The sequence below is a fragment of the Alkalihalobacillus sp. MEB130 genome, from assembly GCF_032335535.1.
Classification (GTDB): Bacteria; Bacillota; Bacilli; order Bacillales; family Bacillaceae_D; genus Halalkalibacter.
Genome location: NZ_JAOANA010000001.1, coordinates 156043 through 182961, shown reverse-complemented (window position 1 = coordinate 182961; position 26919 = coordinate 156043). Strand labels below are relative to the sequence as shown.

Here is a 26919-nt window from a genome sequence, read left to right as displayed (position 1 = left end):
TTAGAAAGGAATGATTAATTATGGCTATCGGAACACCGCAACAAGCGTATCAGCAGAACAAAGCAATGACTTCTTCACCTGGAGAGTTAACACTTATGCTCTATAATGGGTGTTTAAAATTTGTTGGACTTGCTAAAAAAGCAATTGCAGAAAATGACACTCAAGTGCGTCATCAAAACCTTATAAAAGCACAAAACATCATTCGAGAATTAATGGTCACTTTAAAGACAGACACGCCAATGGGGAAAAATATGTTAGCTCTTTATGACTATATTCTCAACCGTTTAACCGAGGCAAACACAGAAAACAATCTTATCAAACTAAATGAAGCAGAAGAACTCATTAAAGATTTCCGCGATACATGGAAGGAAGCGTTACTACTTGATCGCCAAAAGCGTCATAAGGTGAACTCTTAATGAATCCGACGTTTATCCAACTGTATCAAATTTCTCGTGAACTATTAGATGTGCTGAATTCGATGACATCGTGTGATCTTGATCAGCGTGACGAGGAGATTGAGAAAGTTGAAAGGCTTCTTGCTGAAAGGGGAAAGATGATTAGATTACTTGATTCGCCGGCTAAAGGTGAAGAGGAATTGAAGTTTGCGAATAATTTAGTTCATCTTAATAACGAAATTGAGCAAAAACTAGAACTGATCAAAGGTCATATTAAATCAGAGATGGATAAGATGAAAGCGAAAAAGAAAGTGAATCGTAAGTATGACAACCCTTATGAAATGACGACGAATGAGGGAGCTTTTATAGATAAACGTAGCAAATAAGAATTACTAGATGTGCCCTCTAATATAAATAGTAAAAATAGCTTAAGCCTCTATAAGATGGGGCTTAAGCTATTTTTCTTATTGAAATAAGTAAAGGTTTCAAAAATAATACCGATATAATAAATACTAGATAAGTTATATAGACACAACGAGAAAAAACTGAAGCTAGGTGACCAAATGATTATAAGTGGTACTTATTTATCATCGATGTTAAATAACAAGACAAAGCAAACTCAAAATAATCTTCAACAAGCAATTGAACGAGTCAGTTCAGGCAAGCGAATTAACCGTGCTGCAGATGATGCGGCAGGCTTGGCGATTGTTAAAAAGATGCAAGCTCAAATTAGAGGGAGTCAGCAAGCTTCTCGAAATGTTCAGGATGCTCAGTCTCTTGTCCAAACGGCTGAAGGTGGAATGGAAGAGATTACATCCATCATTCAGAGGATTAGAGAGTTATCCGTACAAGCGTCGAATGACACACTGACCTACGGAGACCGTATGGCAGTTCAAGATGAGATAGATCAACTAATTAGAGAGAAGAATAATATTGTTGTAAATACGGAGTTTAATCAAAAGAAATTACTGACGAATACCAATCCGGGAGATTATCTTTATGAAAATCGTATCGCGTCTAAGACTTCACAAATGTCGGTAACTGGTCATAGTTTACCGGTTGCGACTGGAATGAACAATGTAGGGTATTCTACGCTTAATCAAACAATAGTACCGAGTAATCAAAACGTTGTTGTCTCTCCAGCGAGTCAAACAACATACGGATTTCCGGAGTCCTATATTGGGTCAACGGTAGTGGATCATTTACCAAGGTGGACATTGGACGGGCAGTCGATTGTTTTTCGGTCAAGTCGTGATGGTGGCGATTATATTGTACCGGCCAATGCAAGTAGTGATCCGGTTGTCAGTACATCACCTCCGACTGCGTCACAAAAGACAGTGACTGATAATTCATTAATGAGGCTTGAGCATAGTGGCTCGAGTTTGTATTTGCAGGCACGTTCCTCGACATCCCATGGGTGGTCAACGATTCAGACATATCATAACTACAATCGTAATGATGGCAATAATGGCTATAGCTTTTCTCCTATCGTCGATGCGAATGGGAACAGTTCCTTTGTTTATTCGGATAATGAAGGAAATTTACTCAGAGTAGATGTGAATATCCACTCGCAAACAGTGATGAATCCAAGTGGTGTTGATTTGATTTCGAGTACGGATGTGCTTAATATCCCTCCTATTAATAATACGGTCACTCTTCCTTCGACACCGGACCTATATCGGATGAATGAAAGTGATGCTTCATTACGCATTCAAAAAGTGAATGATAATGGTAGCCGGGAATTGACGTATTGGAATGGAGAGGGGGATCCACCTACAACTGGTTATTATACGATATCAGGAAACACGGTTACTTTTTACGGTGATGCGATAATCGGAAGTGAGAGCGTGGATGATGCTCAGGACTTCTATCGTTTTTCCTACGTATCCGATGGTGTGCAAGATGCGATTCATACGGTTGCGATTCCTTCGTTAGCTGAAGTGTACAATATGCACGGCGAAGAAGGACCAAGGTCACTGAATATATTTGTAGGTGGAACGAATGTAACAGCAGACCAATTGCTCGCAACGAGGCCTGCTGCGGATGAGGTTGAAACGACTCATGGTGTTTATGTTAACAGAGAGACTGGTCGAATCGAGTTTTATGGTGACCTAAGACCTTCTTATAGTCAGTTGGTGACTGTTCAATATCGCAATGACGTAGATGGTAGAAATGACGTTTTTACATTTCATTTGCAATCTGGAATTGATACGTATAACTTGGAGAATCCTGATATTGACTTAAATCGTGCTCTCCGTGTATTTATCCAAGCAAATGGCGAGGAACGTGAACTAGAATATAGTGAAATAAATGGTTATACGTATAACAGGGAAAACGGTCAAATTAGTCTACATGGAGATGCTAGACCAGATTTACCTTCTAATACAACCATTCGGGTTGAGTATGTCGTTGATGCCTCTTCTTCCAATACGACAAGAGAGGTGTATGGCATTCCTTTAGGAAGTTTGCGTCCAGAATTGTATAACGTAGAAAACGAGGAAGAGCCTAAATCGATCCGAGTGTACCGGAACAGCAATGAAGAAATTTCATTTTCGGAAACAGATGGTTTTGTGTACAATCAATCGACGAATACGATTGAGCTTTATGGTACGGCACGACCAGATACAGGTGATACGTATAGTGTTCAAATGATTCGAGCGGTTGGGGGAATTACGTTTCAAGATGAACTTGTTGAAGTTCAGTTATTCCATACACCGGAAACGTACGGTATGGCGGATCCTACTATACCATCGACTTTCCGAGTGATCGTCGATGGTGAAGAAATTTATTATGATCCATTTCAACTAGAAGGGTTTTACTATAATAGTGAGACAAATCGAATTGAAATTTATGGAGATTCGCGCCCGGATGCTGGGCATTCTTCTAACCCTGATATTCAAGTCTATTATGTTTATGAAAGCCCCTCTGACTGGGAATGATACGTATGATTTTCGTTTATCTTCATCTACTTTAGATTATGGAGTAGGAACAGACAATGAACCAAGAGCGATCCGGGTGTACCAGGAAGGACAAGAGGTACCTTATAGTGCTGAACATGGATTTACGTATAACCCTGAGACCAATATTTTGTCTCTTCATGGAGACTTTCGTCCAGATAAAGACAGTGACGCTGGAGATTTTCGAGTCTATTCTATTGAAGCTAACAGTCTACGTCATACGTTGCCACCGTATTCTTATGTTTACAAAGTTGAATTAAATGGGCAGGAAGTTGAGCGAGCGGATAGTATTGATGGGAATGGCTACTATTTCGATGGGCAAACAGTGGAACTTGTGGGGGATGCTCGTCCGAATGTGACGAATGCAACAGGGGCGGTCCAACTAAATGTTTTTTACTACGATTCTTTAGATATTTTGTTAAATACAAGTCCAGTTGGTGACGATTATTTAACGAGTTGTGGATGTAGCGATGATGCACAATTATTATTCTCTGAGATTGATCCAGAAGAACTCGTTGTTTCCTTTAATGGACAAGCATTAAATGAAGATCAATATTCTTTACAAGGCAACCGAATTGTATTAGATAGGGAGAAAGTTGATGCTCATGTAGGTGCCAATACGATCGAGGTTAACTATCGAATGAGGCATATTATAGGATATGAATCAAATGAATTTACATTTCAAGTTGGGGCCAATGCAGGACAGTCCTATCAGGTTGAAATTCAATCATTTAATAACATGCTAAAAGATACGAATCGTATTTGTGTTCTAACTCATGAGGAAGCCAATCGTAGCATTACTCTCGCTGATCGGGCACTGAGTTTTGTTTCTATCGAAAGAAGCAAGATTGGAGCAGTGCAAAATCGCTTGAGTAGCATGTCTTCAAATTTAGGTGTTTTTACAGAAAATATGACTGCATCCATGAGTCGTATTGAAGACGCGGATCTTGCGAAGGAAATAATGAATGTGACAAGAGAAAATATTCTCTCGCGAGTTCAAGTCGCCATGCAAACTCAAATGCAGCAATCGAGCCAAAAAGTGTTGGAGCTTTTACGGTAAAAAAAGTCAACTCATTGAGTTGGTTTTTTTTTTGTTAATATATTTTTAAAAAGAAAAACTAAAACTCATCTGAACGATTCAGCACCCTCAATCGTCATATAACTGAACACATAGAAAGGGGCGTCTTATGGAACAGGAGGAGGACGTTAGTTTAATTGAAAAGGCGTTGACTGGCAATGATGACGCGTTCGCTCATCTTTTTCAGCGGTATTATTCTTTTTTATATAAATATCTTTTGAAGTTGTCGTTAGACGAAGAAGTGAGCTGCGATCTGGCGCAAGAAACGATGTTGAAGTGTTATACGCATTTGTCTTCTTTTAAGGGAGAGGGGAAGTTTTCAACGTGGATGATCTCGATTGCTTCCAGGCTTTATATTGATTTGAAGCGGAAAGAGCAGCGCGAGCGGAAGTGGCATGAGCAGTTGAAGGCGACTCTTTCTCGTCAACTTTCGTGGCAGGCCAATACGAGGGGGATGGAGTGGAGCGATGTGTTCGCTGATTTTAATCAGTTGGATGCGGATGTGAGGGTGCCGATTTTGCTTCATCATTATTATGGGTATTCGTATGATGAGATTTCCAAGATTATTGGCATTCGTTCAGGTACGGTCAAGTCACGTGTTCATAATGGATTGAAGAAGATTCGAAAGGAGTGGGATGATGAAACGAAGTGAGGAGCAAGAACAAATTAGCAAGCTACAGCATGATTGGAAGCAGCTCGATGAACTAGGAGATCGTTCTCCCGCTTCCGTTTTACAAATCAAAGAGCTAATTGCGCTGCAGAAAGAGAAACAGAAAAGGGCGTTTTACAAAGAGGTGTCGATTTTCTTTGTGACAGCTATTTTGTTATTGAGTGTGTTTATGATGAGCATTGTTCAGGCGCCCGTTGTTTTTCTAACAGTCCAAGTTGGGGCAATTGTGTTCGCTCCGATCATTTTGTATGTGTTAGTGAAACGGAAAAAAGATGAAGGGAAGGTGTTACAGTGACGTCGTTTGAGCTGTATGTCATCCTTCCGCTTGTTGCTTTGTTGTTGCTTGTGCAAAGTACGTTGCTTTTTATCGATGCGAAGAAAAAAGGGAGTTTCCCGTGGTTTTGGGGGATTTGGGGACTGATTCAGTTTCCGTTGCCGACGGTGTTTTATTTACTTTTTGTTATTTGGCCGCGTAAGAGAAAACAAAAACAACTTGAGAAGGAGAGATAACAATGGATGTAATGAATGAGATTAACTGGGCGTTGATTGCACCGCTTTTGATTTTACAAGCGATTTTGACGTTTGCTGCGTTGTTTAGTTGTGTGAAGCAAGAAGAGACGAACGGACCAAAGTGGATGTGGATTTTGATTATTATTTTTGTGAACATGCTTGGTGCGATTCTTTACTTTTTACTTGGTCGTAAAAGGTAGATAAGGAGGCGAGTGGATGCTTGTTACGGTGAAGGATTTGACAAAGAAGTACAAAGAACACGTTGCTGTTAATGAGATCTCTTTTTCGATTGAAAAAGGGAAGTGCATCGCCTTGCTCGGGCCAAATGGGGCAGGGAAAACGACAACATTGCAAATGCTAGCAGGCTTACTTACGCCAACGTCAGGTAAGATTGAGTTTGCCGGTTATGAGAAAAGTGACTATCGTGCGTTAATTGGCTTTTTGCCGCAGCATCCTTCGTTTTTTAACTGGATGACGCCTAAAGAGTTTCTCCAGTTTGCAGGGGAGTTGTCGCATATTCCGAAAAAACGCTTAGCTTCTCGGATTGATGAGGTTTTGGCATTTGTAAGTTTAGACCAAGTGAAGCAGAAGAAAATTGGTGGTTTTTCCGGTGGAATGAAGCAGAGGTTAGGCTTGGCACAAGCACTTCTTCATGAACCGGAGCTACTGATTTTAGATGAGCCGGTATCAGCACTGGATCCAACCGGGAGAAGAGATGTTCTTCAGTTAATTGAACAATTAAAAAGGGAGATGACGATTCTTTTTTCGACTCATATTTTGCATGATGCAGAGCAAGTGTGTGAACAGATCATCATGTTAAAAGACGGAAACGTAAAGTGGGACGGGACGTTGGGTTTGTTAAAAAATGAATTTGATTCTCTTGCGATGAAAGTGAAGACGGTGGAACCTATAAAAGGCTGTTTAGACACGTTGGATTTTATTGAAGAAATTGAGTATGTAGATGTAACAACGGCTAAGGTGATGCTACGCGATCAAAGTGAAACTAATCTTCTACTTCAAGCGTTGATTCGGGAAAATAAAACGGTGATTCATTTTGAAGCGATGCAAGATTCATTGGAGGACGCATATATGAAGGTGATGAACTCATGAAAAATTTCTTCGTTTTATTTATGAAAGAAATGAGAGAAAGTATGCGAAATGGCAAGTGGATCTGGCTTCCAGTCGTTTTGATTATCATCGGCATCTCACAGCCGTTAACAAGCTATTATATGCCGCAAATTTTAGAGGCGGCGGGCAATCTCCCAGACGGAGCTGTCATTGACATCCCGACTCCAACTGGGGAGGAAGTGTTAATTGGCGTGATGTCTCAATACGGAACGATCGGCACGTTATTGTTTGTGTTGGCGACGATGGGAGTGATTTCTCAAGAGCGACAAAATGGATCGTTAATGCTTGTTATGGTACGGCCTGTTAGTGCTTTTCAATATATCGCTAGTAAGTTTGCTAGTCAGCTTGTCATTTTGTTAGCAGCGTTGATATCGAGTTATGTGTTGGCGTGGTATTATACGAATTTGCTTTTTACGTCCGTATCGTGGACGCTCATGTTAGGCAGCTTAGCTGTGTATAGTTTGTGGATTGTATTTATTGTGGCTGTCACGATTTTGGTAGGGACGTTGCTGCGAAACAATGGAGGCATAGCTGGGGTAAGTGTTCTGTTTTTAGCTACAGTCAGTTTGTTGACGACATTGTTTCCGAAATATATGGAGTATAGTCCAGGAAACATTCGAGCACAAGCATCGATCCTTTTACTAGAAGGAGAATGGGTGCGTTCAATCACGAATGTGGTTGGTACTACAGTGGGATTGTCGGTGTTGTGTTTTTTATTGGCGGTTGTGTGGTTTAAACGGTTTGAGAGATATGATGGGTAGAGGAGCGACTCGATTTTTTGGGTCGTTTTTTTGTTTTGAAAGTTGTTTTTGTCAAAATTATTGTTGTGAAGTAAAGGATCATTCTCATAGTGGAATGGAGCGAGTGACTGTAGCGCAATGGAACGAACACGTGGAGCCCACCTACCATAAAAATAAAAATTGAAAAAAGGTTTACTTTTTTAAGTTGTGAATATACAATAAGAACATAAGTTCGTATTCAAGGCCAATAAAAAGGCAGTACCCTTTTAGGTACTACCTATCTAAAAATTCATTTCATCTTCAGTATACTTCAAGTTAAATTCAAGCAAGTCCTCAAATTCAGACAAGTATAGGTTAAATTCTTCTGCGTTTTCAACTACATCCAACGGAACCACGATTTCGTTAATTTCATTGAACTGATCAAGTTTTTCGGTTGCATTGATTTTTCTCTTTATCGAATCTTCTTCTAATGGAAGCTCGAGTACAAGAGTCATGGACCATTCTGTTTGTCTGAATGTTTCCTTATCAATGTACAACGTATAGTCTAGTTGGTTAATTTCAGCCATGCTCATGAATTCTTCCACTTCTGAAGCAAGTTCATCGAGCATCATGTTATTAAGTTCGAGTGCAAAGGCATGTAGTACATCAGACGAACCAACAAAGGAAAGGACAAAATGATCTTCCTGTTCTTCATATGTAAGTTGGTCTGTGTATCGTGCTAGCAATTCTAGATGTTCTTCGTGCGGAGTCATATGAGTTTGTTCGTTCCCGATAATTTCTTGTGTCACTTCTTCTGGATAAGTGAACCACACATCTTCTAGTCCATCTTTAAAATAAACACCGTCTTCTACGAGGTAAATATCTGTAATCAAATCACCCATAACTGGGACTTCTGACACCCTTTTTTTATAAAGTGATAAAGGCGCTTGGATCACTTCTGAATACAAACTGGTCGTAGTGGAGTATGGTTCTTCGTCTGGTAGATGGATTTTCTGAACAAACTCTTTGTTGGACGAGAGGCTTTCGACTTTTTGCATCTCTCCAATGGACTTTGCTAAAATGTCTTCAACGGTAAGTGTAGGCTCAGTTTCTTTTTCCTCTTCTTCTTCTTGCGGTTCTTCTGTCTTCTCTTGTTGAACAACCGGTTGTGTCTCACTGCAAGCGGCAAGAATAAAAAGTGTACTTAAAAGCAGGAACCATTTCTTTCTATGTACCATGTAGTTCCTCCCTCCCCGTTAAGTAAGAACACTTTATTCTAACAGAGATTTCCTTTAATTTATAGTGACTAAAGTATAGAAAAAGAAAATGTACACCATCTCTATGAGTCAGTGTACATCGTAAGCTATATAGGGCACGTGTTGGAAGAGTATGTGGATTCTAGGGGCCGCTTTATAGCGGAGGGGTGTTATGGAAAAGAGCTATTGTTGTTCTTTGTTGGATTATGTAAAATACTGTCTTTATTTTACTTCTGAAACGAAATGAATACAATAAATGATGTTAGGAAATCATACATAGTAATCGGAATAAATTCGAATCATCTATTCGATTTATTTTGATGATTAACATAGTGGGTCAAATGAAGGGAAATGTAGACGGTAGGAAAACGCTTACAATTTTCGACATTGATAGCCTGGAAATGTTGATATTTGGCGAGTTGTCTGACGTTTAATGCGTTTGACAAAGGCGTGAGAGCGCTGTTATAGTAAAGATGTGGAAAAAATAATCCACAGTATTTTAGTTACGAAGGGAATGTGAAAGCATGCAAGGTAAAGTAAAATGGTTTAACGCAGAAAAAGGTTTTGGATTTATTGAGCGCGAAGATGGTGACGATGTATTCGTACATTTCTCAGCTATCAATTCAGACGGATTCAAGTCTTTAGATGAAGGTCAAGACGTAGAATTTGAAATCGTTGAAGGTGCTCGTGGTCCACAAGCTGCGAACGTAGTTAAGCTTTAATTCACATTCCTGTAGGAAAATGAATAATAGCTAAAACCATACAGCCTGTCTCAGTTTTATGCTGAGGCGGGCTTTTAGTGTTTAAAGAAAGAGGGAAGGTTGCCCTTTTTCTTTAAATACTAAGCGAAGAGCGGAGCTGCTGCCGATGTTGGAGCCATCGCCAACATCGGCAGCACGGATAAGGTGGGAGGAGGGCGGTTTTTAAAACTGAAGCAATATATTGTATTTAAGCAAAGCATAGCGGCGCCACTTCGGCTATGGCGTAGTAGAATTAGGAAAAAAGGAAATTACGACGTCGCTTCGGTTAAGTAAGATAGTCGAAGCGGCAAAAGCAAGAAATGAAAACGTTACTTAGGCTAAGTAAGGTAGTCGAAGTGGCAATAGGCGAGAAATGAAAACGTTACTTAGGCTAAGTAAGGTAGTCGAAGTGGCAATAGGCGAGAAATGAGAACGTTACTTAGGCTAAGTGAGGTAGTCGAAGTGGCAAAAGGGAGAAATGAGAACGTTACTTAGGCTAAGTGAGGTAGTCGAAGTGGCAAAAGGGAGAAATGAGAACGTTACTAAGACCATCTGAAGTACCCGGAGTGACAAAAGGTAAGCAATGGCAGCGTTACTCTGACCATCAAGAATTCAGATCAACAAAAGAGAGAAAAAACAACGCCATTCTCACACCTCAACTAAAAAAAACGGAATATTCCTTCAACTCCGCGCATAATATCAAACACCCTCGTAACAAATACGTCACAAATTTATGAAAATACGATGTTTAGGAAGGACTTTGGGTGGGGTAAATAGAAATAAGTACATAGAAAAGGAGGAGTTTTTATGAATTATAATATCCGTGGTGAAAACCTGGAAATAACCCCAGCTTTACGTGACTATGTACAAAAGAAAGTCAATAAACTGGAGCGTTATTTTGATACGACTCCCATTGCCGATGTCAATGTGCGCATGCAGGTATTAAACAACCAGCATATCATTGAGATCACGATTCCGATGCCGCAACTTTTGCTTCGTGGGGAAGAAGTGCATCAGGATATGTATGCCGCAATCGATAGTGTCGTTGAGAAATTAGAGCGTCAAATTCGTAAGCATAAAACAAAAGTAAATCGCAAGTTTCGCCAAGAGGGAAGCTTGAAATATATGTTTAAAAATGATCTAGAGCCACTTGAACAGGAAGCGCCTGTTTTGGATGAGTTAGAAGTAGTGAGAAAGAAGCGTTTTAATCTGAAGCCAATGGATGCCGAAGAAGCCATTCTGCAAATGGACATGCTCGGCCACAATTTCTTCGTCTTTTCCGATGCGGTAAACGGATCGACCAATGTCGTCTACAAGCGTCGTGATGGGAAGTATGGCTTGATTGAGCCAGAAGCGTAAATCGAACATAAAAAGGGGGAGTGCAGCGGTGCTGTGCTCCCTTCTTTTTTAGGCAAGTGTTTGATATAAGCGGTTTTCCATTAAAACGGTGTCAATGGGGCATTCCTCTGCATCGCGTCCGTACTGCCATGCCCATACATTCGCTTCGCAGTCAGGACGACTTGGGGTGAATTGACGTGGGGCCTTCCGTTTCGTTGTGGTGCCTGGCTCAGGCTCGGCGCTCCAAATGACGGATTGTTCTCGTACGAGTGGGCTCATCGTGATCGCTTGGCAATAGGCGGCGTTGAACGGTCCTTCGTCTGGGTCGGCATAGATGCCTGGGCGATACGGGCTGTTATACATCGCCTCGACCCAAGCGACTAACCAATCGGCATCCACTTCAAAAAATCGTTCGACATTTGCAAATATAAACGTCCCTTCTGGAATTCCAAGTTGTCGCGCTTTAAAAATTGCATTTCTCGCAGCAACGGCACCAGCGCGAGCACCAACGGCTTGTCGGAAGTTATTATAAATCGGCATGAGCTTCATTCCGCTATTTTGGATAAAGCGATATTCTTCGGGAGTCAGTCCATCGCTGATATTAGGTATCGTGGATAAGTAACGTCCCCAAAAATCAGGCTTACCGAAATTGTCTATGACACATTGGTATAAGTCTTCTGTGACAGCAGCAGCCGAGTCTACTCCCCAATTTAAAATTCGCATAAAATCCCTCCTCATGAGTACTGTATGCGGCAAGTGCGGAGAGAGCGACTTGTGACTTTTCAAAAAATGAACTTTTTCTACATTGTTTTTGACAGTCTGTCGTAAGGCTGTCCCTTGTAAGACCAACTTTTACCTGATAAAATTAAGCTTAGTGAAAATGCGTCATGCTCGTAACGTTCCATTTGGACGAGCTGAAAAAAGAGAGGGCGAATTGGATGTTAGGTTTATTAAAGAAAGTGATCGGTGACCCGAGTCAACGACAATTGAAGAAAAATGAGAAACTCGTTGATCAAATTGAAGCATTAGCATCAGATATGAAAAAACTTTCTGATGATGGGCTGCGCCAGAAAACAACGGAATTTAAAGAGCGTTACCAAAAGGGTGAATCGCTTGACAATCTTTTAGTAGAAGCGTTTGCGGTTGTGCGTGAAGCGTCAACTCGCGTTCTAAATATGACTCCATATCCTGTTCAGCTCCTAGGTGCGATTGCTCTTCACCAAGGAAACATCGCCGAGATGAAAACAGGGGAAGGGAAAACACTCGTTGGTACGATTGCGGTTTACTTAAACGCATTAACGGAAAAAGGTGTTCATATTGTAACCGTCAATGAATACTTAGCACGTCGTGACTGCGAAATCATGGGAGAATTGTTTCAGTTCTTAGGATTAACGGTCGGATTGAATGCGAACGAGCTTTCCAAAGAGGAAAAGCGTGAAGCGTATTTGGCTGATGTAACCTACAGTACAAACAACGAACTTGGTTTTGATTATTTGCGTGACAACATGGTCCTATATAAAGAGCAAATGGTACAGCGTCCTCTTCATTTTGCTCTTGTCGATGAGGTTGATTCGATTTTAGTCGATGAAGCACGTACGCCACTCATTATCTCTGGTTCGGTGGAGCGTTCAACGCAGTTGTACCAGCAAGCGAATTCGTTTATTCGAATTTTGAAAAACGAAGAAGACTATACATTTGATGAAAAAACGAAAAATGTTCAACTAACGGAAGATGGGGTGAACAAAGCGGAGCGAGCGTTTGGCATCGATAACTTGTATGATTCGAAACACGTTCAGCTTAATCACCACTTAAATCAATCCTTAAAAGCCCATGTTGTGATGCATCGTGATACAGATTATGTGGTTGAGGACGGAGAAGTAGTCATCGTTGACCAGTTTACAGGTCGTTTAATGAAAGGCCGTCGTTATAGCGATGGCTTGCATCAAGCGATTGAAGCGAAGGAAGGATTGTTTATTCAAAAAGAAAGCATGACTCTCGCTTCGATTACGTTCCAAAACTACTTCCGTAAGTATCAAAAGCTAGCAGGGATGACGGGTACAGCCAAAACGGAAGAAGAAGAGTTCCGTAACATTTACGGCATGGACGTTATGGTGATTCCGACGAATAAACCAATTGCTCGTGATGATAAAGCGGATTTAATTTTTAAAACGATGCAAGCGAAGTTTAATGCCGTTGTAAATGAAATTGAAGAGTTGCATAAAAAAGGGCAGCCAGTCCTTGTTGGTACGGTCAGCGTTGAAACGTCTGAACTTGTTTCAAAAATGTTGAACAAACGAAAAGTGCCTCATCACGTTTTAAATGCGAAAAACCATGAAAAAGAGGCTGAAATTATCGAGAATGCAGGTCATAAAGGGGCGGTAACGATCGCAACGAACATGGCCGGTCGTGGTACCGACATTAAGCTTGGGCCAGGTGTTTTGGATCTTGGTGGCTTACACGTTCTTGGTACGGAGCGCCATGAATCTCGCCGTATTGATAATCAGCTTCGTGGTCGTTCTGGACGTCAAGGGGACCCGGGTTCGACACAGTTTTATTTATCAATGGAAGATGAACTAATGCGCCGTTTTGGTTCTGATAACATGAGAAACATGATGGAACGTCTTGGAATGGACGAAAATGAGCCGATTGAGAGTAAGTTAGTTTCTCGTGCTGTTGAAACAGCTCAGAAGCGAGTGGAAGGAAATAACTTTGATGCTCGTAAACAAATTCTTCAATATGATGATGTTATGCGGGAGCAACGTGAGATCATTTACAAGCAGCGGATGGAAGTGCTTGAATCAGAGAACCTTCGTCAAATTGTAGAAAAAATGATTAAGTCCGTCATTGAGCGTACGGTGGGCTTGCATACACCAGAAAGCGAAGTTCCGGAAGATTGGGATCTTGCTGCAATCGTTAATTATATGAAGGCAAACCTTCTAAATGAAGATGACATTACGGAAAAAGACTTAAAAGGCAAAGAGCCTGAAGAAATGATTGAGTTGCTCGTGGAGAAGGTAACAGCGAATTACAATGAAAAAGAAGAGCAGTTTACGCCTGAACATATGCGCGAGTTCGAAAAGGTAATCATGCTTCGTACGGTTGACCGTAAGTGGATGAACCATATCGATCAAATGGATCAGCTGCGCCAAGGGATTCACCTACGTGCGTATGGTCAAAACGATCCGCTTCGTGAGTACCGCTTTGAAGGTTTCGAGATGTTTGAAGCGATGGTTGATTCTATCGAAGAAGAAGTGGCGATGTACATCATGAAAGCACAAGTACAGCAAAACTTACAACGTCAAGAAGTTGCGCAAGGAAAAGCGATGCAACAAAACACAAGCGAAGAACCGAAAAAGAAAAAGCCAATCCGCAAAGGTGAGACGATCGGACGAAACGATCCTTGTACGTGTGGAAGTGGAAAAAAATACAAAGCCTGCTGCGGCAGATAATCCAAGAAAGAGTGAAAGTGCAGAGTCTAGTGACTTTGCACTTCGCTATGAGGTGAACAGATGGAATTAGTAGAAGTGAAGCAAGAATTGGCTCAAGTAGCCAAGCGATTAACTGAATTTAGGGGGTCTCTTTGACCTCGATGAGAAGCAAGAACGAATTGCCGAACTAGACGAAAAGATGACGGATCCAGAATTTTGGAACGACCAAGATTCCGCTCAAGTTGTTATTAATGAAGCCAATGCCCTGAAAGAACAAGTGAATACTTTTCTTGAGTTGGCTGAGCAATTTGAGGACTTAGAAGTGTCATATGATTTAGTGAAAGAAGAACCAGATGCTGATTTGCAAAAAGAATTAGAAGATGGCGTTAAATCATTGTCTCAAGCCATGAATGAGTTTGAGTTGCAGCTTTTATTAAGCGAGCCGTATGATAAAAACAATGCTATTTTAGAACTTCACCCAGGAGCCGGTGGAACCGAGTCACAAGACTGGGCATCAATGCTGCTACGTATGTACACGCGCTGGGCGGAGCGTAAAGATTTCAAAGTCGAAACGATGGATTATTTGCCTGGAGATGAAGCTGGTGTGAAAAGCGTGACCCTTTTAATTAAAGGTCACAACGCTTATGGCTATTTAAAGGCTGAAAAAGGAGTTCACCGTTTGGTTCGTATTTCACCATTTGATTCATCAGGTCGTCGTCACACCTCGTTTGTATCATGTGAGATTATGCCAGAGCTTGATGACAGTGTCGTAATTGATATTTCTCCAGAAGATCTGAAAATTGATACGTATCGTGCAAGTGGAGCCGGTGGTCAGCATATTAATACGACAGATTCAGCTGTTCGTATTACTCACTTACCAACAAACACGGTCGTAACATGTCAAACGGAACGTTCTCAAATTAAAAACCGTGAACGCGCGATGAAGATGATGAACGCGAAGCTCTATCAGCTGAAAATTGAAGAGCAACAAGCTGAGTTAGCTGAAATCCGTGGCGAACAAAAGGAAATCGGCTGGGGAAGTCAGATCCGCTCGTACGTGTTCCATCCATATAGCATGGTAAAGGATCACCGTACAGGATTTGAAATCGGAAATACCGGTGGTGTAATGGACGGCGATTTGGACGGATTTATTGATGCGTACTTACGCCAATCATTAGGAAAATAGAGTGAATATCAAGTTAGAAGCCGTCTCTCGGATGAGAGAGGGCTTCTTTTTCGTGTAGATGAGTGCAAAATGAGGTGGAAGTTGCGCAGAAATATGGAGAGGAGGTGCCTAAATACCGGATATGCGCGAGATTTGAGAAGATATGCGGCAAATCCACGATCATTTGCGGCTGAGCAGAAAATTATGCGGCAAAAACGTGATTCTATGCGGCTGATTAAAAATTTATGCGTTTCGAGCCTGACATGCCCATACCCCTTTGGGTAGGGGTCAGACCCCGCTGTAGTTCTTCACCGCACCACAGCGGGGTCTGACCCCAATTCAAGACCCCGCTTCACCCCACTACAGCATTAGCGAAGTCGCGTTTACAGATGTGGCGGCTGGTGCTATACTACGCAAGGATTATTTGGTTATTCTAAGATTAAAGGAGTGGAGAATGATGATGATGATGCGTCCTAAGAGAGGGCAAGAGCCACCTAGTACGTTTATGCAAATAGTAACCGATTATACATATATTCTTGTCGGCGCGGCGTTTGTGGCAATTGCGTTTAACCTTTTTTTGCTTCCGAATAAAATTGCCTCAGGTGGGGTGAGCGGGATTAGTACGATCGTTGCTCATATGATTGGAATCGAGCCGGCGTTTACGCAATGGGCATTAAACATCCCGTTATTTATACTAGGAATCCTCCTTCTTGGCGGATTAAAGTACGGAATTAAAACATTAGTAGGGACCTTGTTTCTACCTCTAGTCGTCTTTTTAACGAGAGATTGGTCAGTAGGATTTGAGGATGCCTTATTAGGTGCCTTGTTTGGTGGAATTGGGGTTGGAATTGGAATTGGTTTGGTGTTTCGTGCTCGTGCAAGCACAGGTGGAACGGATTTAGCTGCTCAAATTATCCAGAAGTATACGGGTTTAACACTCGGGGCAGCGGTTTTTATCATTGATGGATTAATTGTGATCACGTCGGCATTTACGTTTGGCATTGAACTTGCGCTATATGCTTTGATTAGTTTATTTGTGACCGGAAAAACAGTCGATATGGTGCAAATGGGGGTTGGCTATGCAAAAGTTGCACTCATTATTTCTAATCATCAAGAAGAAGTTCGCCAAAGCCTTCTACGTGACGTGGATCGAGGGGTTACGAAATTAAGTGGTTATGGTGGGTACACAGATGAAGAACGAGATGTTCTCATGTGTGTGGTAAACCAAACCGAGGTTACAAAATTGAAACAAATTGTCAAAGCCGTCGATCCAAAAGCTTTTGTCGTTGTTACGAATGCAACCGAGGTACTTGGGGAAGGCTTTAAACGAGCCTAATGTTAGGACAAAGGTATATAATGCCTGAGGGAGGAAACTCCAAAACTTTACATAAAAGGGGGTTAAGTCAATGAAAAAGATGCTTGTAGCTTTAGGAATTGTGGCAGCACTTTCTGCATGTGGTGGCGGTGGCGATGAAGCGGCACCTGCCGAGGAGGCAACTCCAGTCGAAGAACCGGCTACGGACGATGCAACCGACGAAGCGACAGAAGAAGTAGCTGGCGATTTTGATGCAACAGCTGCGCGTGCTACGTATGAAGCAAACTGTCTTGCCTGTCATGGTGGCAACCTTGAAGGTGCTGGTGGTCCTCGTTTAGCAGGAGAAGGTCATACACCAGACCAAATTTATAATGTGATTGTAAATGGACAAGGTACGATGCCAGCCATTAATCTTCCAGCTGATGAAGCGGAAAACTTAGCAGATTGGATTGCTGCTCAATAATGAAAAGGACCCGTTCTCCGGTGAGAAACGGGTCTTTCCATGTTCTGGAGGCAGTCATCGGACATAGAATCCTCTATTATAGGTAAAACGCTACATGTAAGGTCTGTTGAGGACTACAGGTTCTCTATTTGCTTAAAACCTTAAAAATAGGAAGTGTTATCCGCGAAATAAGGGCTTTTTAGGCCATTTCCTCATGAAAATTCATCGTTTTCATAAAATAAAGGATCCAGAGTCCGCCTCACTAGCGTTGGCATTCCACCTGATCCTAACCTACCCTCAACAACACAAAATTTTACATAATAAGTCCATTCTCCTAATAGATTGGGTTTTTTTAGTGATAGCAACCACTATTTGTCGACAAGTGAAATGAAATTGTAACATAAAAGACCAACCATTCTTTTTTCTTAGGTGGTATAATGATGTAGATTACGACAAATGACGTGTAAATCTTATAAATTTCAACAAAGCGTCAACGTCGGACAAGCTAGTATCCTGTGTCTTGGTGTTAGCAAATTAGGAAAAACGCAGGGGATGTGATTAATTAGTGATTGAAATGAAAGGTGTTTGGAAGGCGTATCCCAATAATGTCAAAGCGATTAATGGGATTTCGATTCGAATTGAAAAAGGCGAATTTGTTTACGTTGTTGGTCCAAGTGGAGCGGGGAAATCAACTTTCATAAAATTGATGTACCGTGAAGAGAAACCGACAAAAGGCGACATTCTTATAGATCAAACCAATTTATCAACATTAAAAGAAAGAGCCATTCCTCAATTGAGACGGAAAATGGGGGTCGTGTTTCAAGATTTTAAATTACTTCCATCTCTCACCGTTTTTGAAAATGTGGCTTTTGCTCTTGAAGTAATAGAAGAAAATCCAAAGGTCATTAAACGAAAAGTAATGGACGTGTTGGAAATTGTTAATTTAAAAAATAAGGCAAGGTCTTTGCCAAATGAACTTTCAGGCGGAGAGCAGCAGCGTGTGGCGATTGCGCGTGCAGTTGTGAATAGTCCTGAAGTGTTAATTGCGGATGAACCGACTGGAAACCTTGACCCGGATACAGCTTGGGAAATCATGGACATCTTAGATGATATTAATCATCGCGGAACAACAGTTATCATGGCAACACATAACAAAGACATCGTGAACACCATTAAAAAGCGAGTCGTTGCTATTGAAGGTGGACGAGTTGTCCGAGATGAAGTAAGGGGGAGCTACGGCTATGAGGCTTAGAACCCTTGGACGACATGTTCGAGAAGGTACGAAGAATTTAGGACGTAACGGATGGATGACATTTGCTTCGATTAGTGCGGTAGCTGTTATGCTACTTGTTGTCGGAGTGTTTCTTTTGTTAATTATGAACGTAAATAACGTTGCTTCAACGATTGAAGATGACGTGGAAATCAAAGTGTATATTGAACTGACGGCTTCAGAAGAGCAGCAACAAGAGTTACAAGCTGAAATTGAACAGTTACCGAATATAGAAAGCGTTACGTATGTAGGCAAAGAAGAAGGATTGGATCAGTTAATTGATAGTTTAGATGAAAGTGGAGCGGTGTTTGAGTCGATTCGTGAAGAAAATCCACTGAATGATTCATTCGTTGTTCGTGCAATAAGCCCGCAACTCACAGAGCAAGTGGCAGCAACGATTGAACCACTTACGAATGTTGAACGAGTGAACTACGGGAAAGACTTTATTGAACGTCTGTTTTCGATCACGGACTTTGTGCGGATGATTGGTCTCATTCTCGTTGTAGGAATGTTGTTTACAGCGATGTTTTTGATTGCCAATACGATCAAATTAACAATTGTAGCTCGTAAACGAGAGATTCAAATTATGAAACTTGTTGGGGCGACCAATGGTTTCATTCGTTGGCCATTTTTCATTGAAGGAATTTTATTAGGTGTGCTTGGTGCCATCATTCCTATTGTGATTATTGGAGTGGGCTACTCGTATTTAATAACGAATTATGGAATGAGAATTGAACTTCTTTTCTTCTCATTATTACCTCCGTTTCCATATGTTTGGCAGATCGCAGGTTTGTTGCTTGCTATCGGGGCGTTTATTGGAATGTGGGGAAGCATGATGTCTGTACGAAAGTTTTTAAAAGTGTAATGTAATGGGTTTGGAATCTAGTAAAGCATTTGTTGTTTTACTAGATTCAAGCCGTTCTATTTTAGAGGAGTAAGAGGAGGAACGACTGGATGAAACGGAAAGTAGGGCTTATCGCTGTAGCTGTTCTTTTAACGGTTGGATCATTTGGATGGGGACCTTTACAAGAAACGGCATCAGCAAACTCAGAAATTCAAAACAGACTCTCTACGAATGAACAAGAGCAGGCTGAAATTCGTAAACAAACGGAAAAGACACAAGAAGAGTTAGATCAACTTGAAAGAGAAATGCAAGAATTGCTAGCGGAAATTGAAGAAATCGATCATCAAGTAGCAGAAACCAATCAAAAAGTTCGTGAAAAACGTGCGGAAATTGAAATTGTTCGAGAAAAAATTGAAGAATTGCAAGAAGAAATTGCGATTTTAGAGGAGCGCATTGCAGAGCGTGATGAATTGTTAAAAGAACGAGCTCGTTCGATGTATCAATCAGGTGGATCGGTTAATTACATAGAGGTCATTCTTGGTGCGCAAAGCTTCAGTGATTTCTTAGATCGTGTTAGTGCTTTAACGGTCATTGCTCAACAAGATCGTAACATTCTTGATGCTCATATTGCTGACCACTATGCGTTAGAAGAAGCGAAAGAACAAGTGGAAATTGAGCTTGAGAAACTAGAAGGTCATTTAGAAGAGTTAGAGATTTTAATGGCGGATTTAGAAGAACAACGCCAACAAAAAGATCGAGTCATGGAACGACTTGAGCAAAAAGAAGGCGAGCTTCATAGCGATCTAGGTTCGCTAGAGGACGAAGCTGGAATTCTTCGTGCTCAAGAACAAGCACTTAAGCAAGAATTAGCAGAATTTGAAGCGGCAGAAAGAAGAAAACAAGAAGAAGCAGCAGCCCAAGCAGCTGCACAAGCAGAAGCATCTAGAAGTGGATCGAGTTCGACCTCTTCAGGATCAAGTTCTTCTAGTGGAAGCTCTTCTTCTCAAGTTCATAGTGCTCCACCAGTAACGGGTTCAGGATTTATGCGTCCAACAACAGGAACGATTACGTCTACATTTGGACCTCGTGCTTTTTCTGGTGGTCGTATGCATTACGGAATTGATATCGGGAAAAATGGCCGTACTGGTGATGTTCCGGTTGTAGCGGTTCAAGATGGAACTGTCGTACGTTCATACTATTCACCGAGTTACGGAAATACAGTCATTATTGCTCACCAAGTGAACGGACGTCTTGTAACGACGTTATATGCTCACTTAGAAAACCGTGAAGTATCTGACGGTCAACGTGTGTCGAAAGGACAACGTTTAGGAATGATGGGGAATACCGGTCAATCTTTCGGAGCACATCTTCACTTTGAAGTGCACGAAGGCGGCTGGAATGGCGCAAAATCAAATGCCGTTGATCCATTACGGTACATTCCGAGATAATATGCTTAACACAAGAGGATGGCTTTTAAGTCATCCTTTTTTGAAGGTTTTTTTAAAGACATTATTTAGTATAATAGGAAGAAGTTCTATTTTAAGAAAACATACTAGCATGACTTTACATATAGATACCCATCTCAAAGCAAGGCTAAACATACATATTCGATAGGTAGGAGGGGTGAGATGACTGTGTTTTTTAAAGAATTGTTAACAAAAGATGTAGGAAGCATTTTCAAGGTGATGAGAGATGTGTTTGATTCCATGAATGAAATGATGGTTCTTATGGAAGTCGAGCAGAATTCTTTTCGCTATCTAGCAGCCAATAAGGCAGCAACAGAAAAACTTGGAATTGGGACAGACGCCATTGGCAAAACGTTTGAGGAATCTCGCTCTCCGGCCTTAGTTGCATTTATTAAGCCTATGTACGAAAAAGTCGTGCAGGAAACAGAGCCTATCGTCTTTGAAGAGGAGATCCTTCTTCATGATGAAGCTCTTATTTTTGAAACGTCCCTTACTCCTATTGTGAGTGAAAAAGGAGAATGTCGGTATATCTTGTCCGTTAGTCGAGATGTGACAGAGAGAATCAACAGAGAAACCGTATTGCAACGCGCAAAAAAACAGGTAGAAGAAAGTGAGCAACGCTTTAATTCTCTTTTTTATGAAAATGAAGATGCTGTGTTTGTGTTAGATTCGAAAGGGTACTTTGTGGAAGCGAATGATGTGGTTGAAACGATTATCGGGTATACAGAGGAAGAATTGAAGTCGCGAAGCTTTCTCATGCTTTTACCTCATTCGCATAGGAAGAAAGTTATGAGTTATTTTCAAGAAACGTTAAAAGGATCTTCTCGGAGTTATGAGACTCAAGCGTTACATAAAAGGGGAGACATTCTTGATTTTAGAATTAAGAATGTACCTATTAAAGTAGATGGGAAGATTGTTGGCATTTATGGGATTGCCAAAGATATTACGAAGCAGAAGCGTGTGGAACGTGAAATGGAGGATGTTCGAGAAGAGCTGCAATTAATCTGGAATCACACATCTGATGCCATCTTTACCCTTGATCACAAGGGCTTGATTTTACACGCGAATCCCGCGTTTGAAATGATGTTTGGCTGGACATTGGAGGAACTAAAAGGTCAACATGTGTCAGCGATTTTTGAGAACGCGGAAAGTCAGTATGCGAACATAGTTATGAATGGAAAGAACGTGCTGAATCAAGTTGTTCGAAAGCGGCGCAAAGACGGGACATCTATTGATGTGATTGGGTCTTATTTGCCTATTCATCATCGCAAAATCCATGCCATTGCTACCTATACGGATATTACAGAAGAAACGAAAATTCAACAAAGCCTTCAAAGAAGCGAAGAACGCTATCGGAAATTAGTAGAACTATTGCCAGAGCCGATTGTCGTTCATCGTGATGAGACAATTGTGTACGTCAATCCGGCATGTACCTCTTTTTTGGGTGGAAAAGATCAGCAAGAGTTACGTGGAGAATCAATTTGGCGGCTGATCCACTCTGAATCAACGGAGAAAATAAAAAAGAGGTTATCTCATCTCACTTCTAGTACCAATAAGGAAGAGCGAACGGAAAATGTCGATATGAAGTTCAAGAGATTGGATGGAAGTGTTGTATCTGCTGAGGTTTCATCTGTAAAGGTAGAGTTCAATGGCCAGCCTGCGATTCAATCCGTTTTACGAGATACAACGAAACAAAAACTGTATGAAAAGCAGCTCGAGTATTTAGCTTATCGTGATCCTCTTACAGAACTCGTGAACAGACGAATGTTTCATGATATACTCAATCGTCTGGTAGAGGAAGAAAATGTTGAACGAATGTTTGCCGTCTTGTATCTTGATTTAGATAAATTCAAAGAAGCAAACGATCAATATGGTCATGAAGTTGGCGATGAGCTTTTGAAGTTAGTTGCGAGAAGAGTAGTGACAAGTATACGGGAAAGTGATGTAGCCTGTCGGGTTGGGGGAGATGAGTTTATTGTCCTTTTGAAAGAGGTCGGCAACAAACAGGAAACCATCGCAATTGCAGAACGAATTTTACAATCTCTTAATCAACTGTACGTTGTGAAGGAGAAACATCTTACGATCACCTCAAGTATGGGCATATCTTTATACCCGCAAGATGGCAAGAGTACAAAAACGCTCATCCGACATGCTGATCTTGCTCTTTATGAGGCGAAGACGAAACGAAATGATTACAAATTTTATGAAAATGACAAGTCATAAGTTGTTGTCGTCTTGTCGAGTTCGACTTATTTCATCGATTTTCATAACAAACCTTATTTTTACAAAATATGAAAAACCCTTTATTTACTAGGTTTTTCTACTAACAAGCTTTTTGACTTATGGACGATCATTGACTAAAATGAAGGCATATGAAAACATAAAAAGACCAAGACTTACATAGGGTAGAGTGAACCGTCTTTTTTTCGTTTTCGGTAAAACCTTCGTGATTTTGCCTGTCCTATCTATAAGGATATGACGGGTTGTCATAAATGATGTTGTAGACGACTGGGAGTTGATAATGGTATGAACAAAAGACAGTTTCTAATGATCGTGGCAGCCGTTGTTGTTTTAGCGGCATTTGGCCTCTTTTTCCAAACGATTCAGCCAAGTGTAGAGACAGACTCTGCGGCACAAGAACAGGCAGGACAAGCAGAAACACAATCAGAGGTATCAAATGAGGAATTATTAGCAAAGTTTGAACGAGCGCTTGGCATTATTCATGACCAGTACGTCGACGAAATAAGCGAGCAAGAGTTATATGAAGGAGCCATTGAAGGAATGCTCCGTACGTTAGATGATCCGTATTCTGTTTATATGGATCAAGAAACAGCGACACAATTTGTTGAATCCCTTGGGTCACACTTTGAAGGAATTGGGGCAGAGGTAAGCATGACGGATGGTACGGTCACTATTGTTGCGCCGTTTCGTGAATCTCCAGCAGAAAAAGCAGGCTTACAGCCGAATGATAAAATTATTGAGATTGATGGAAATTCCATTGACGGACTTTCTTTATACGAGGCCGTTCTTCAAATTCGTGGGGAAAAAGGAACAACAGTAAACTTAACGATTGAGCGAGCAGGACAAACGGAGCGATTCGAAGTTCCTGTGGAACGTGGACTGATTCCAATTGAAACCGTTCGTTCTGATGTCATTGAACGAGACGGAATGACGCTTGGACTTCTAGAGATAACATCGTTCTCAGAAGATACAGCCGATCGTTTTGCTGAAAAATTAGCAGCTTTAGAGGATCAAGGCATTGATGGACTATTAATCGATGTTCGTGGTAATCCTGGTGGATATTTAAATGCAGTAGAAGATATCGGAAAACTTATAATTCCTGGAGGAACACCGATTGTTCAGATTGAAAATCGAGAAGGAGAAAAAATCCGCTATGTGTCTAACTTGGATGAGCGAAAGCCATATCCAATTATTGGGCTAACGGACCGTGCGTCAGCATCAGCTTCGGAAATTTTATCAGCTGCGTTAATTGAAGGCGGCGGATATGATGTTGTTGGAGAGCAAACATTTGGAAAAGGAACGGTTCAGCAAACGATTCAGCTTGGCGATGGCAGTGAATTAAAGCTATCACTCTTTAGATGGTTAACATCAGCTGGAAATGACATTAACGGAGAAGGAGTTATGCCTACCGTTGAGGTCAAGCAACCGGATTACTTCTACACAGCGCCATTATCTGTCGGCGACGAAGGAGCGCTTCGACTTGATATGATGAGTGAGCAAATCAGAAATGCGCAAATCATGTTAAAAGGTCTTGGTCATGAACCAGGACGCACAGATGGGTACTTTAATGAGCAAACGGCTAATGCGGTTCGTGCATTCCAAAATGCGAACGACTTACCAGCTACAGGAGAAATTGATGAAGAAACAGCATCGAGGATCCAACAGCGTACAGTTGAGAGTGTGCGCGAAAAAGAGAATGACCTACAACTTCAAACAGCCATTCAATTACTGATCGAGCAAGCAAATCAGTAAGGCAGGAATTTGTCATAGAATTGTCGAATGAGAAAGGTACATCCTTCGCGAATGAAGGATGTACCTTTTTGCATAAATGTGATACGTTAAAAGGAAGAATAGTTGAAGGAGATACAACTATGCTAGTAGATATTTTGCACAGTATTGGAGTTTTGCTTTTTTATTTTTTGATTAACCCGTTATTGTATATAGGACTCTTTGTCGTTTATTTGTTTTCTGGGACGAGAGTGAAGCAAGAACGGCTGTCCTTTCATACGAGAGTATATGGGCGGATGGCGGATATTACAATACCGTTTGCCTCAGCGGTCTTATTAGGGGTGTATGTGTCGATCGTGACGATTGTGTTAGGGGTCACGATTGCTTTGCCGTTTATTGCCATTATGGCGATTATTTATATTATCTTGGCATTGACGACACACGTTCGTTTCATTTCACCAATCTATGTGCTAGGAATCGTATTGCTTTTATATGGAGCGGAACCCTTTTTAGCGAACGGTACGTTTCTCACACCTCTTTATAATGTGTTAGGAAGCATTCCAATAATCGTTCCTGCAGCCTTGCTTGCGATTATGGCGATTGCGGAAGGATTCTTAATTCGGATAAATGGGTCCACGTATACGTCTCCGAAGCTTGAGCGAAGCAAAAGAGGCAAATGGGTTGGCATGCACCACGCCAAACGTCTATGGATGGTGCCGATTGTGCTCTTTATTCCTGAAGGGATCATTCCAGCATTTTCATTCTGGCCTGTCTTCACGATTGCTGATTATGGATTGCAACCAGTTCTTGTTCCATTTTTAATCGGCTTTCAACAACGTGTTCGCGGAACGCTTCCGGCGTTACCTATTAAACGAACAGGAATGCGTGTCATTGTTCTAGGCTTATTGTTTGCCTTGTTTGCAGCTGGAAGTTACTATATGCCAGTCCTCGCTGTTATCTTAGGTGGACTAGCTATTGTGAGTCGAGAACTTGTCTTTCATTTTGCGAAAAAACGAGATAATAACATGCCTATCTTTTTTACGAGTCAGTCAAAGGGGTGTGTGATCTTAGGGGTTCTGCCAGGAAGTCCGGCTGAAAAAATGAATCTGGCTGTCGGAGAAACGATTGTGAAAATCAACGGTCAAGAAGTGCACAACGAAACGAGCTTTTATGAGGCACTACAAAAAAACTCAGCCTTTTGCAAAGTTGATGTTCTGAATCATGAAGGCGAAGTGCGTTTTGCTCAAGGAGCGTTATATGACGGGGAGCACCACCAACTTGGTGTATTATTAGTAAAAGATGATGTGAATCTTCAAGATTCCATCGTGTAAGTGTGGAAAAATTACTAGAGCAAAAGGAGCTTGAACAGTCGGATGATGGACATAGTCCTTGCCGTCGTGATCCCATTCATTTTAATGATTGTCGTTACAAGAGTGACGTTTAGTTTACTAGGAGCTTGCATTGTAACTTGGATGATAGTACTATTTGTTTTACAAATTCATCAACAATCTTGGTATGTGTGGATACTGACGATTATTTCATTTTTGCTAGGCTTATGGATAGCGAAAAAAAGATTGCAACATAAACAAGGGATGTAACAAAGTAGGCGGTTGCTTTTTAGCACCGTCTTTTTATAGCTTTTGTAAAAGATTGTTGCTGTAAAGACACGTTTAATCTCATAGTGAAATGGAGCGCAATGGAACGAACATGAGGAGAGCACTTAAAAATAACAAAAATACCGAGTGAAATTTGTGGGAAATATAAAACAACAACGCATTTTCCTTCTCAATTGGCAAAATTTCTAAAAAACACTTGATCTATATGGAATAATCACTTTAAACTAAAATGGTTATCCTATAAAGAACTTAAATTATGTGGAAAAGAGGATTCGTTCATGGCTTTCGATAAAGAAGAAAAAGTAAATGAAAATGCGGCGGTACTAAACGAGAAAATTATTTATGATGGTTTAGAGATGAAGGTGATCGCGGTTTACAACAATAGTGTGGCGGCTGAATTTTTACAATTCCCTGTAAAAGGAAGAGAAACCGATTTTCCTTATGCTAGAACAGCGGTTAACCATAAAAATTATCAAAGAACACATGAAATTTTAGACGAAAAGTAAGAGGAAAGAGGCATCTGCAGAGATGCCTCTTTTCTTTGTTAGGTTATAAAACAAACGTTCGTATTATTTGCTTTGTATCTGGTATTCTATGGTATAATACACTCACT

At 41.0% G+C, this 26919-nt stretch carries 26 protein-coding genes; 24 read left to right on the top strand and 2 right to left on the bottom strand.

Annotated elements, in window-relative coordinates; genetic code table 11:
• Positions 1-20: 20 nt before the first annotated feature.
• The 10 genes from fliS to N0O92_RS00895 all read left to right on the top strand — a co-directional run bounded on the left by fliS (position 21) and on the right by N0O92_RS00895 (position 7499).
• Positions 21-416: a flagellar export chaperone FliS gene (gene fliS / locus N0O92_RS00940; RefSeq protein WP_315612722.1), complete on the top strand. Its 396-nt coding sequence runs from the start codon at positions 21-23 to the stop codon at positions 414-416.
• Entirely contained in the window at positions 416-781 is a 366-nt protein-coding gene (gene fliT, locus N0O92_RS00935) for a flagellar protein FliT (protein ID WP_315612721.1), read from the top strand. Before fliS ends, fliT begins: the two co-directional genes overlap by 1 nt.
• Before the next feature lie 177 nt (positions 782-958).
• Complete coding sequence (locus N0O92_RS00930; RefSeq protein WP_315612720.1) at positions 959-3334, top strand: flagellin; 2376 nt, start codon at positions 959-961, stop codon at positions 3332-3334.
• Complete coding sequence (locus tag N0O92_RS00925; RefSeq protein ID WP_315612719.1) at positions 3309-4412, top strand: flagellin; 1104 nt, start codon at positions 3309-3311, stop codon at positions 4410-4412. The genes N0O92_RS00930 and N0O92_RS00925 overlap by 26 nt, the downstream gene beginning before the upstream one ends.
• A gap of 127 nt (positions 4413-4539) precedes the next feature.
• Positions 4540-5082 (top strand): RNA polymerase sigma factor SigY, encoded by a 543-nt coding sequence (sigY, locus tag N0O92_RS00920; protein WP_315612718.1) that lies wholly within the window; start codon positions 4540-4542, stop codon positions 5080-5082.
• Positions 5069-5395: a YxlC family protein gene (locus N0O92_RS00915; protein ID WP_315612717.1), complete on the top strand. Its 327-nt coding sequence runs from the start codon at positions 5069-5071 to the stop codon at positions 5393-5395. Before sigY ends, N0O92_RS00915 begins: the two co-directional genes overlap by 14 nt.
• Entirely contained in the window at positions 5392-5610 is a 219-nt protein-coding gene (locus N0O92_RS00910) for a transcriptional regulator (protein WP_315612716.1), read from the top strand. Before N0O92_RS00915 ends, N0O92_RS00910 begins: the two co-directional genes overlap by 4 nt.
• 11 nt (positions 5611-5621) lie before the next feature.
• The gene (locus N0O92_RS00905; RefSeq protein WP_315612899.1) at positions 5622-5810 is read left to right on the top strand and encodes a PLD nuclease N-terminal domain-containing protein; all 189 of its coding nucleotides are present in this window, start codon (positions 5622-5624) and stop codon (positions 5808-5810) included.
• A gap of 16 nt (positions 5811-5826) precedes the next feature.
• Complete coding sequence (locus tag N0O92_RS00900; protein WP_315612715.1) at positions 5827-6720, top strand: ABC transporter ATP-binding protein; 894 nt, start codon at positions 5827-5829, stop codon at positions 6718-6720.
• On the top strand, positions 6717-7499 hold the full coding sequence (locus tag N0O92_RS00895; protein WP_315612714.1) for an ABC transporter permease: 783 nt from the start codon (positions 6717-6719) through the stop codon (positions 7497-7499). The genes N0O92_RS00900 and N0O92_RS00895 overlap by 4 nt, the downstream gene beginning before the upstream one ends.
• A 260-nt stretch (positions 7500-7759) precedes the next feature.
• Here N0O92_RS00895 and N0O92_RS00890 read toward each other — a convergent pair whose 3' ends face one another.
• Positions 7760-8695, bottom strand: coding sequence for a DUF6612 family protein (locus N0O92_RS00890; protein WP_315612713.1), 936 nt, complete (start codon positions 8693-8695; stop codon positions 7760-7762).
• 542 nt (positions 8696-9237) lie between these two features.
• Between N0O92_RS00890 and cspD the strand changes: the two genes are divergently transcribed.
• Together cspD and hpf are read left to right on the top strand one after the other, a co-directional pair.
• Positions 9238-9435: a cold-shock protein CspD gene (gene cspD / locus N0O92_RS00885; RefSeq protein WP_034634086.1), complete on the top strand. Its 198-nt coding sequence runs from the start codon at positions 9238-9240 to the stop codon at positions 9433-9435.
• Between the two features lie 825 nt (positions 9436-10260).
• Complete coding sequence (gene hpf / locus N0O92_RS00880) at positions 10261-10812, top strand: ribosome hibernation-promoting factor, HPF/YfiA family (RefSeq protein WP_315612712.1); 552 nt, start codon at positions 10261-10263, stop codon at positions 10810-10812.
• Between the two features lie 48 nt (positions 10813-10860).
• On the opposite strand, the gene N0O92_RS00875 is transcribed toward hpf, so the two are convergent.
• A complete protein-coding gene (locus tag N0O92_RS00875; protein ID WP_315612711.1) occupies positions 10861-11514 on the bottom strand; it encodes a glycoside hydrolase domain-containing protein in 654 nt (217 codons plus the stop codon).
• A 215-nt stretch (positions 11515-11729) separates the two neighbouring features.
• Here N0O92_RS00875 and secA point away from each other — a divergent pair, with 215 nt between their 5' ends.
• The 12 genes from secA (at position 11730) to N0O92_RS00815 (ending at position 26812) form a co-directional block, all read left to right on the top strand.
• A complete protein-coding gene (gene secA / locus N0O92_RS00870) occupies positions 11730-14240 on the top strand; it encodes a preprotein translocase subunit SecA (protein WP_315612710.1) in 2511 nt (836 codons plus the stop codon).
• Between the two features lie 60 nt (positions 14241-14300).
• A protein-coding gene (gene prfB / locus N0O92_RS00865; protein ID WP_315612709.1) for a peptide chain release factor 2 occupies positions 14301-15405 on the top strand; the annotation gives its coding sequence in 2 pieces (ribosomal slippage) (positions 14301-14372 and positions 14374-15405; 1104 coding nt in all).
• A gap of 442 nt (positions 15406-15847) precedes the next feature.
• Complete coding sequence (locus N0O92_RS00860) at positions 15848-16720, top strand: YitT family protein (RefSeq protein ID WP_315612898.1); 873 nt, start codon at positions 15848-15850, stop codon at positions 16718-16720.
• Between the two features lie 70 nt (positions 16721-16790).
• Complete coding sequence (locus N0O92_RS00855; protein ID WP_315612708.1) at positions 16791-17162, top strand: c-type cytochrome; 372 nt, start codon at positions 16791-16793, stop codon at positions 17160-17162.
• Between the two features lie 544 nt (positions 17163-17706).
• On the top strand, positions 17707-18393 hold the full coding sequence (gene ftsE, locus N0O92_RS00850; RefSeq protein WP_315612707.1) for a cell division ATP-binding protein FtsE: 687 nt from the start codon (positions 17707-17709) through the stop codon (positions 18391-18393).
• Positions 18383-19276: a permease-like cell division protein FtsX gene (ftsX, locus tag N0O92_RS00845; RefSeq protein WP_315612706.1), complete on the top strand. Its 894-nt coding sequence runs from the start codon at positions 18383-18385 to the stop codon at positions 19274-19276. Before ftsE ends, ftsX begins: the two co-directional genes overlap by 11 nt.
• A gap of 89 nt (positions 19277-19365) precedes the next feature.
• Complete coding sequence (locus N0O92_RS00840; RefSeq protein WP_315612705.1) at positions 19366-20703, top strand: murein hydrolase activator EnvC family protein; 1338 nt, start codon at positions 19366-19368, stop codon at positions 20701-20703.
• Positions 20704-20883: 180 nt separating this feature from the next.
• Positions 20884-22944, top strand: coding sequence for a PAS domain S-box protein (locus N0O92_RS00835; protein ID WP_315612704.1), 2061 nt, complete (start codon positions 20884-20886; stop codon positions 22942-22944).
• A gap of 303 nt (positions 22945-23247) precedes the next feature.
• Positions 23248-24714 carry a S41 family peptidase gene (locus N0O92_RS00830; protein ID WP_315612703.1) on the top strand — a complete coding sequence of 489 codons (1467 nt, stop codon included), beginning with the start codon at positions 23248-23250 and terminating at the stop codon, positions 24712-24714.
• Between the two features lie 119 nt (positions 24715-24833).
• Positions 24834-26021, top strand: coding sequence for a PDZ domain-containing protein (locus tag N0O92_RS00825; RefSeq protein ID WP_315612702.1), 1188 nt, complete (start codon positions 24834-24836; stop codon positions 26019-26021).
• 42 nt (positions 26022-26063) lie between these two features.
• Complete coding sequence (locus N0O92_RS00820; RefSeq protein WP_315612701.1) at positions 26064-26288, top strand: DUF2198 family protein; 225 nt, start codon at positions 26064-26066, stop codon at positions 26286-26288.
• A gap of 296 nt (positions 26289-26584) precedes the next feature.
• Positions 26585-26812, top strand: coding sequence for a DUF2187 family protein (locus tag N0O92_RS00815; RefSeq protein WP_315612700.1), 228 nt, complete (start codon positions 26585-26587; stop codon positions 26810-26812).
• Positions 26813-26919: the final 107 nt, after the last annotated feature.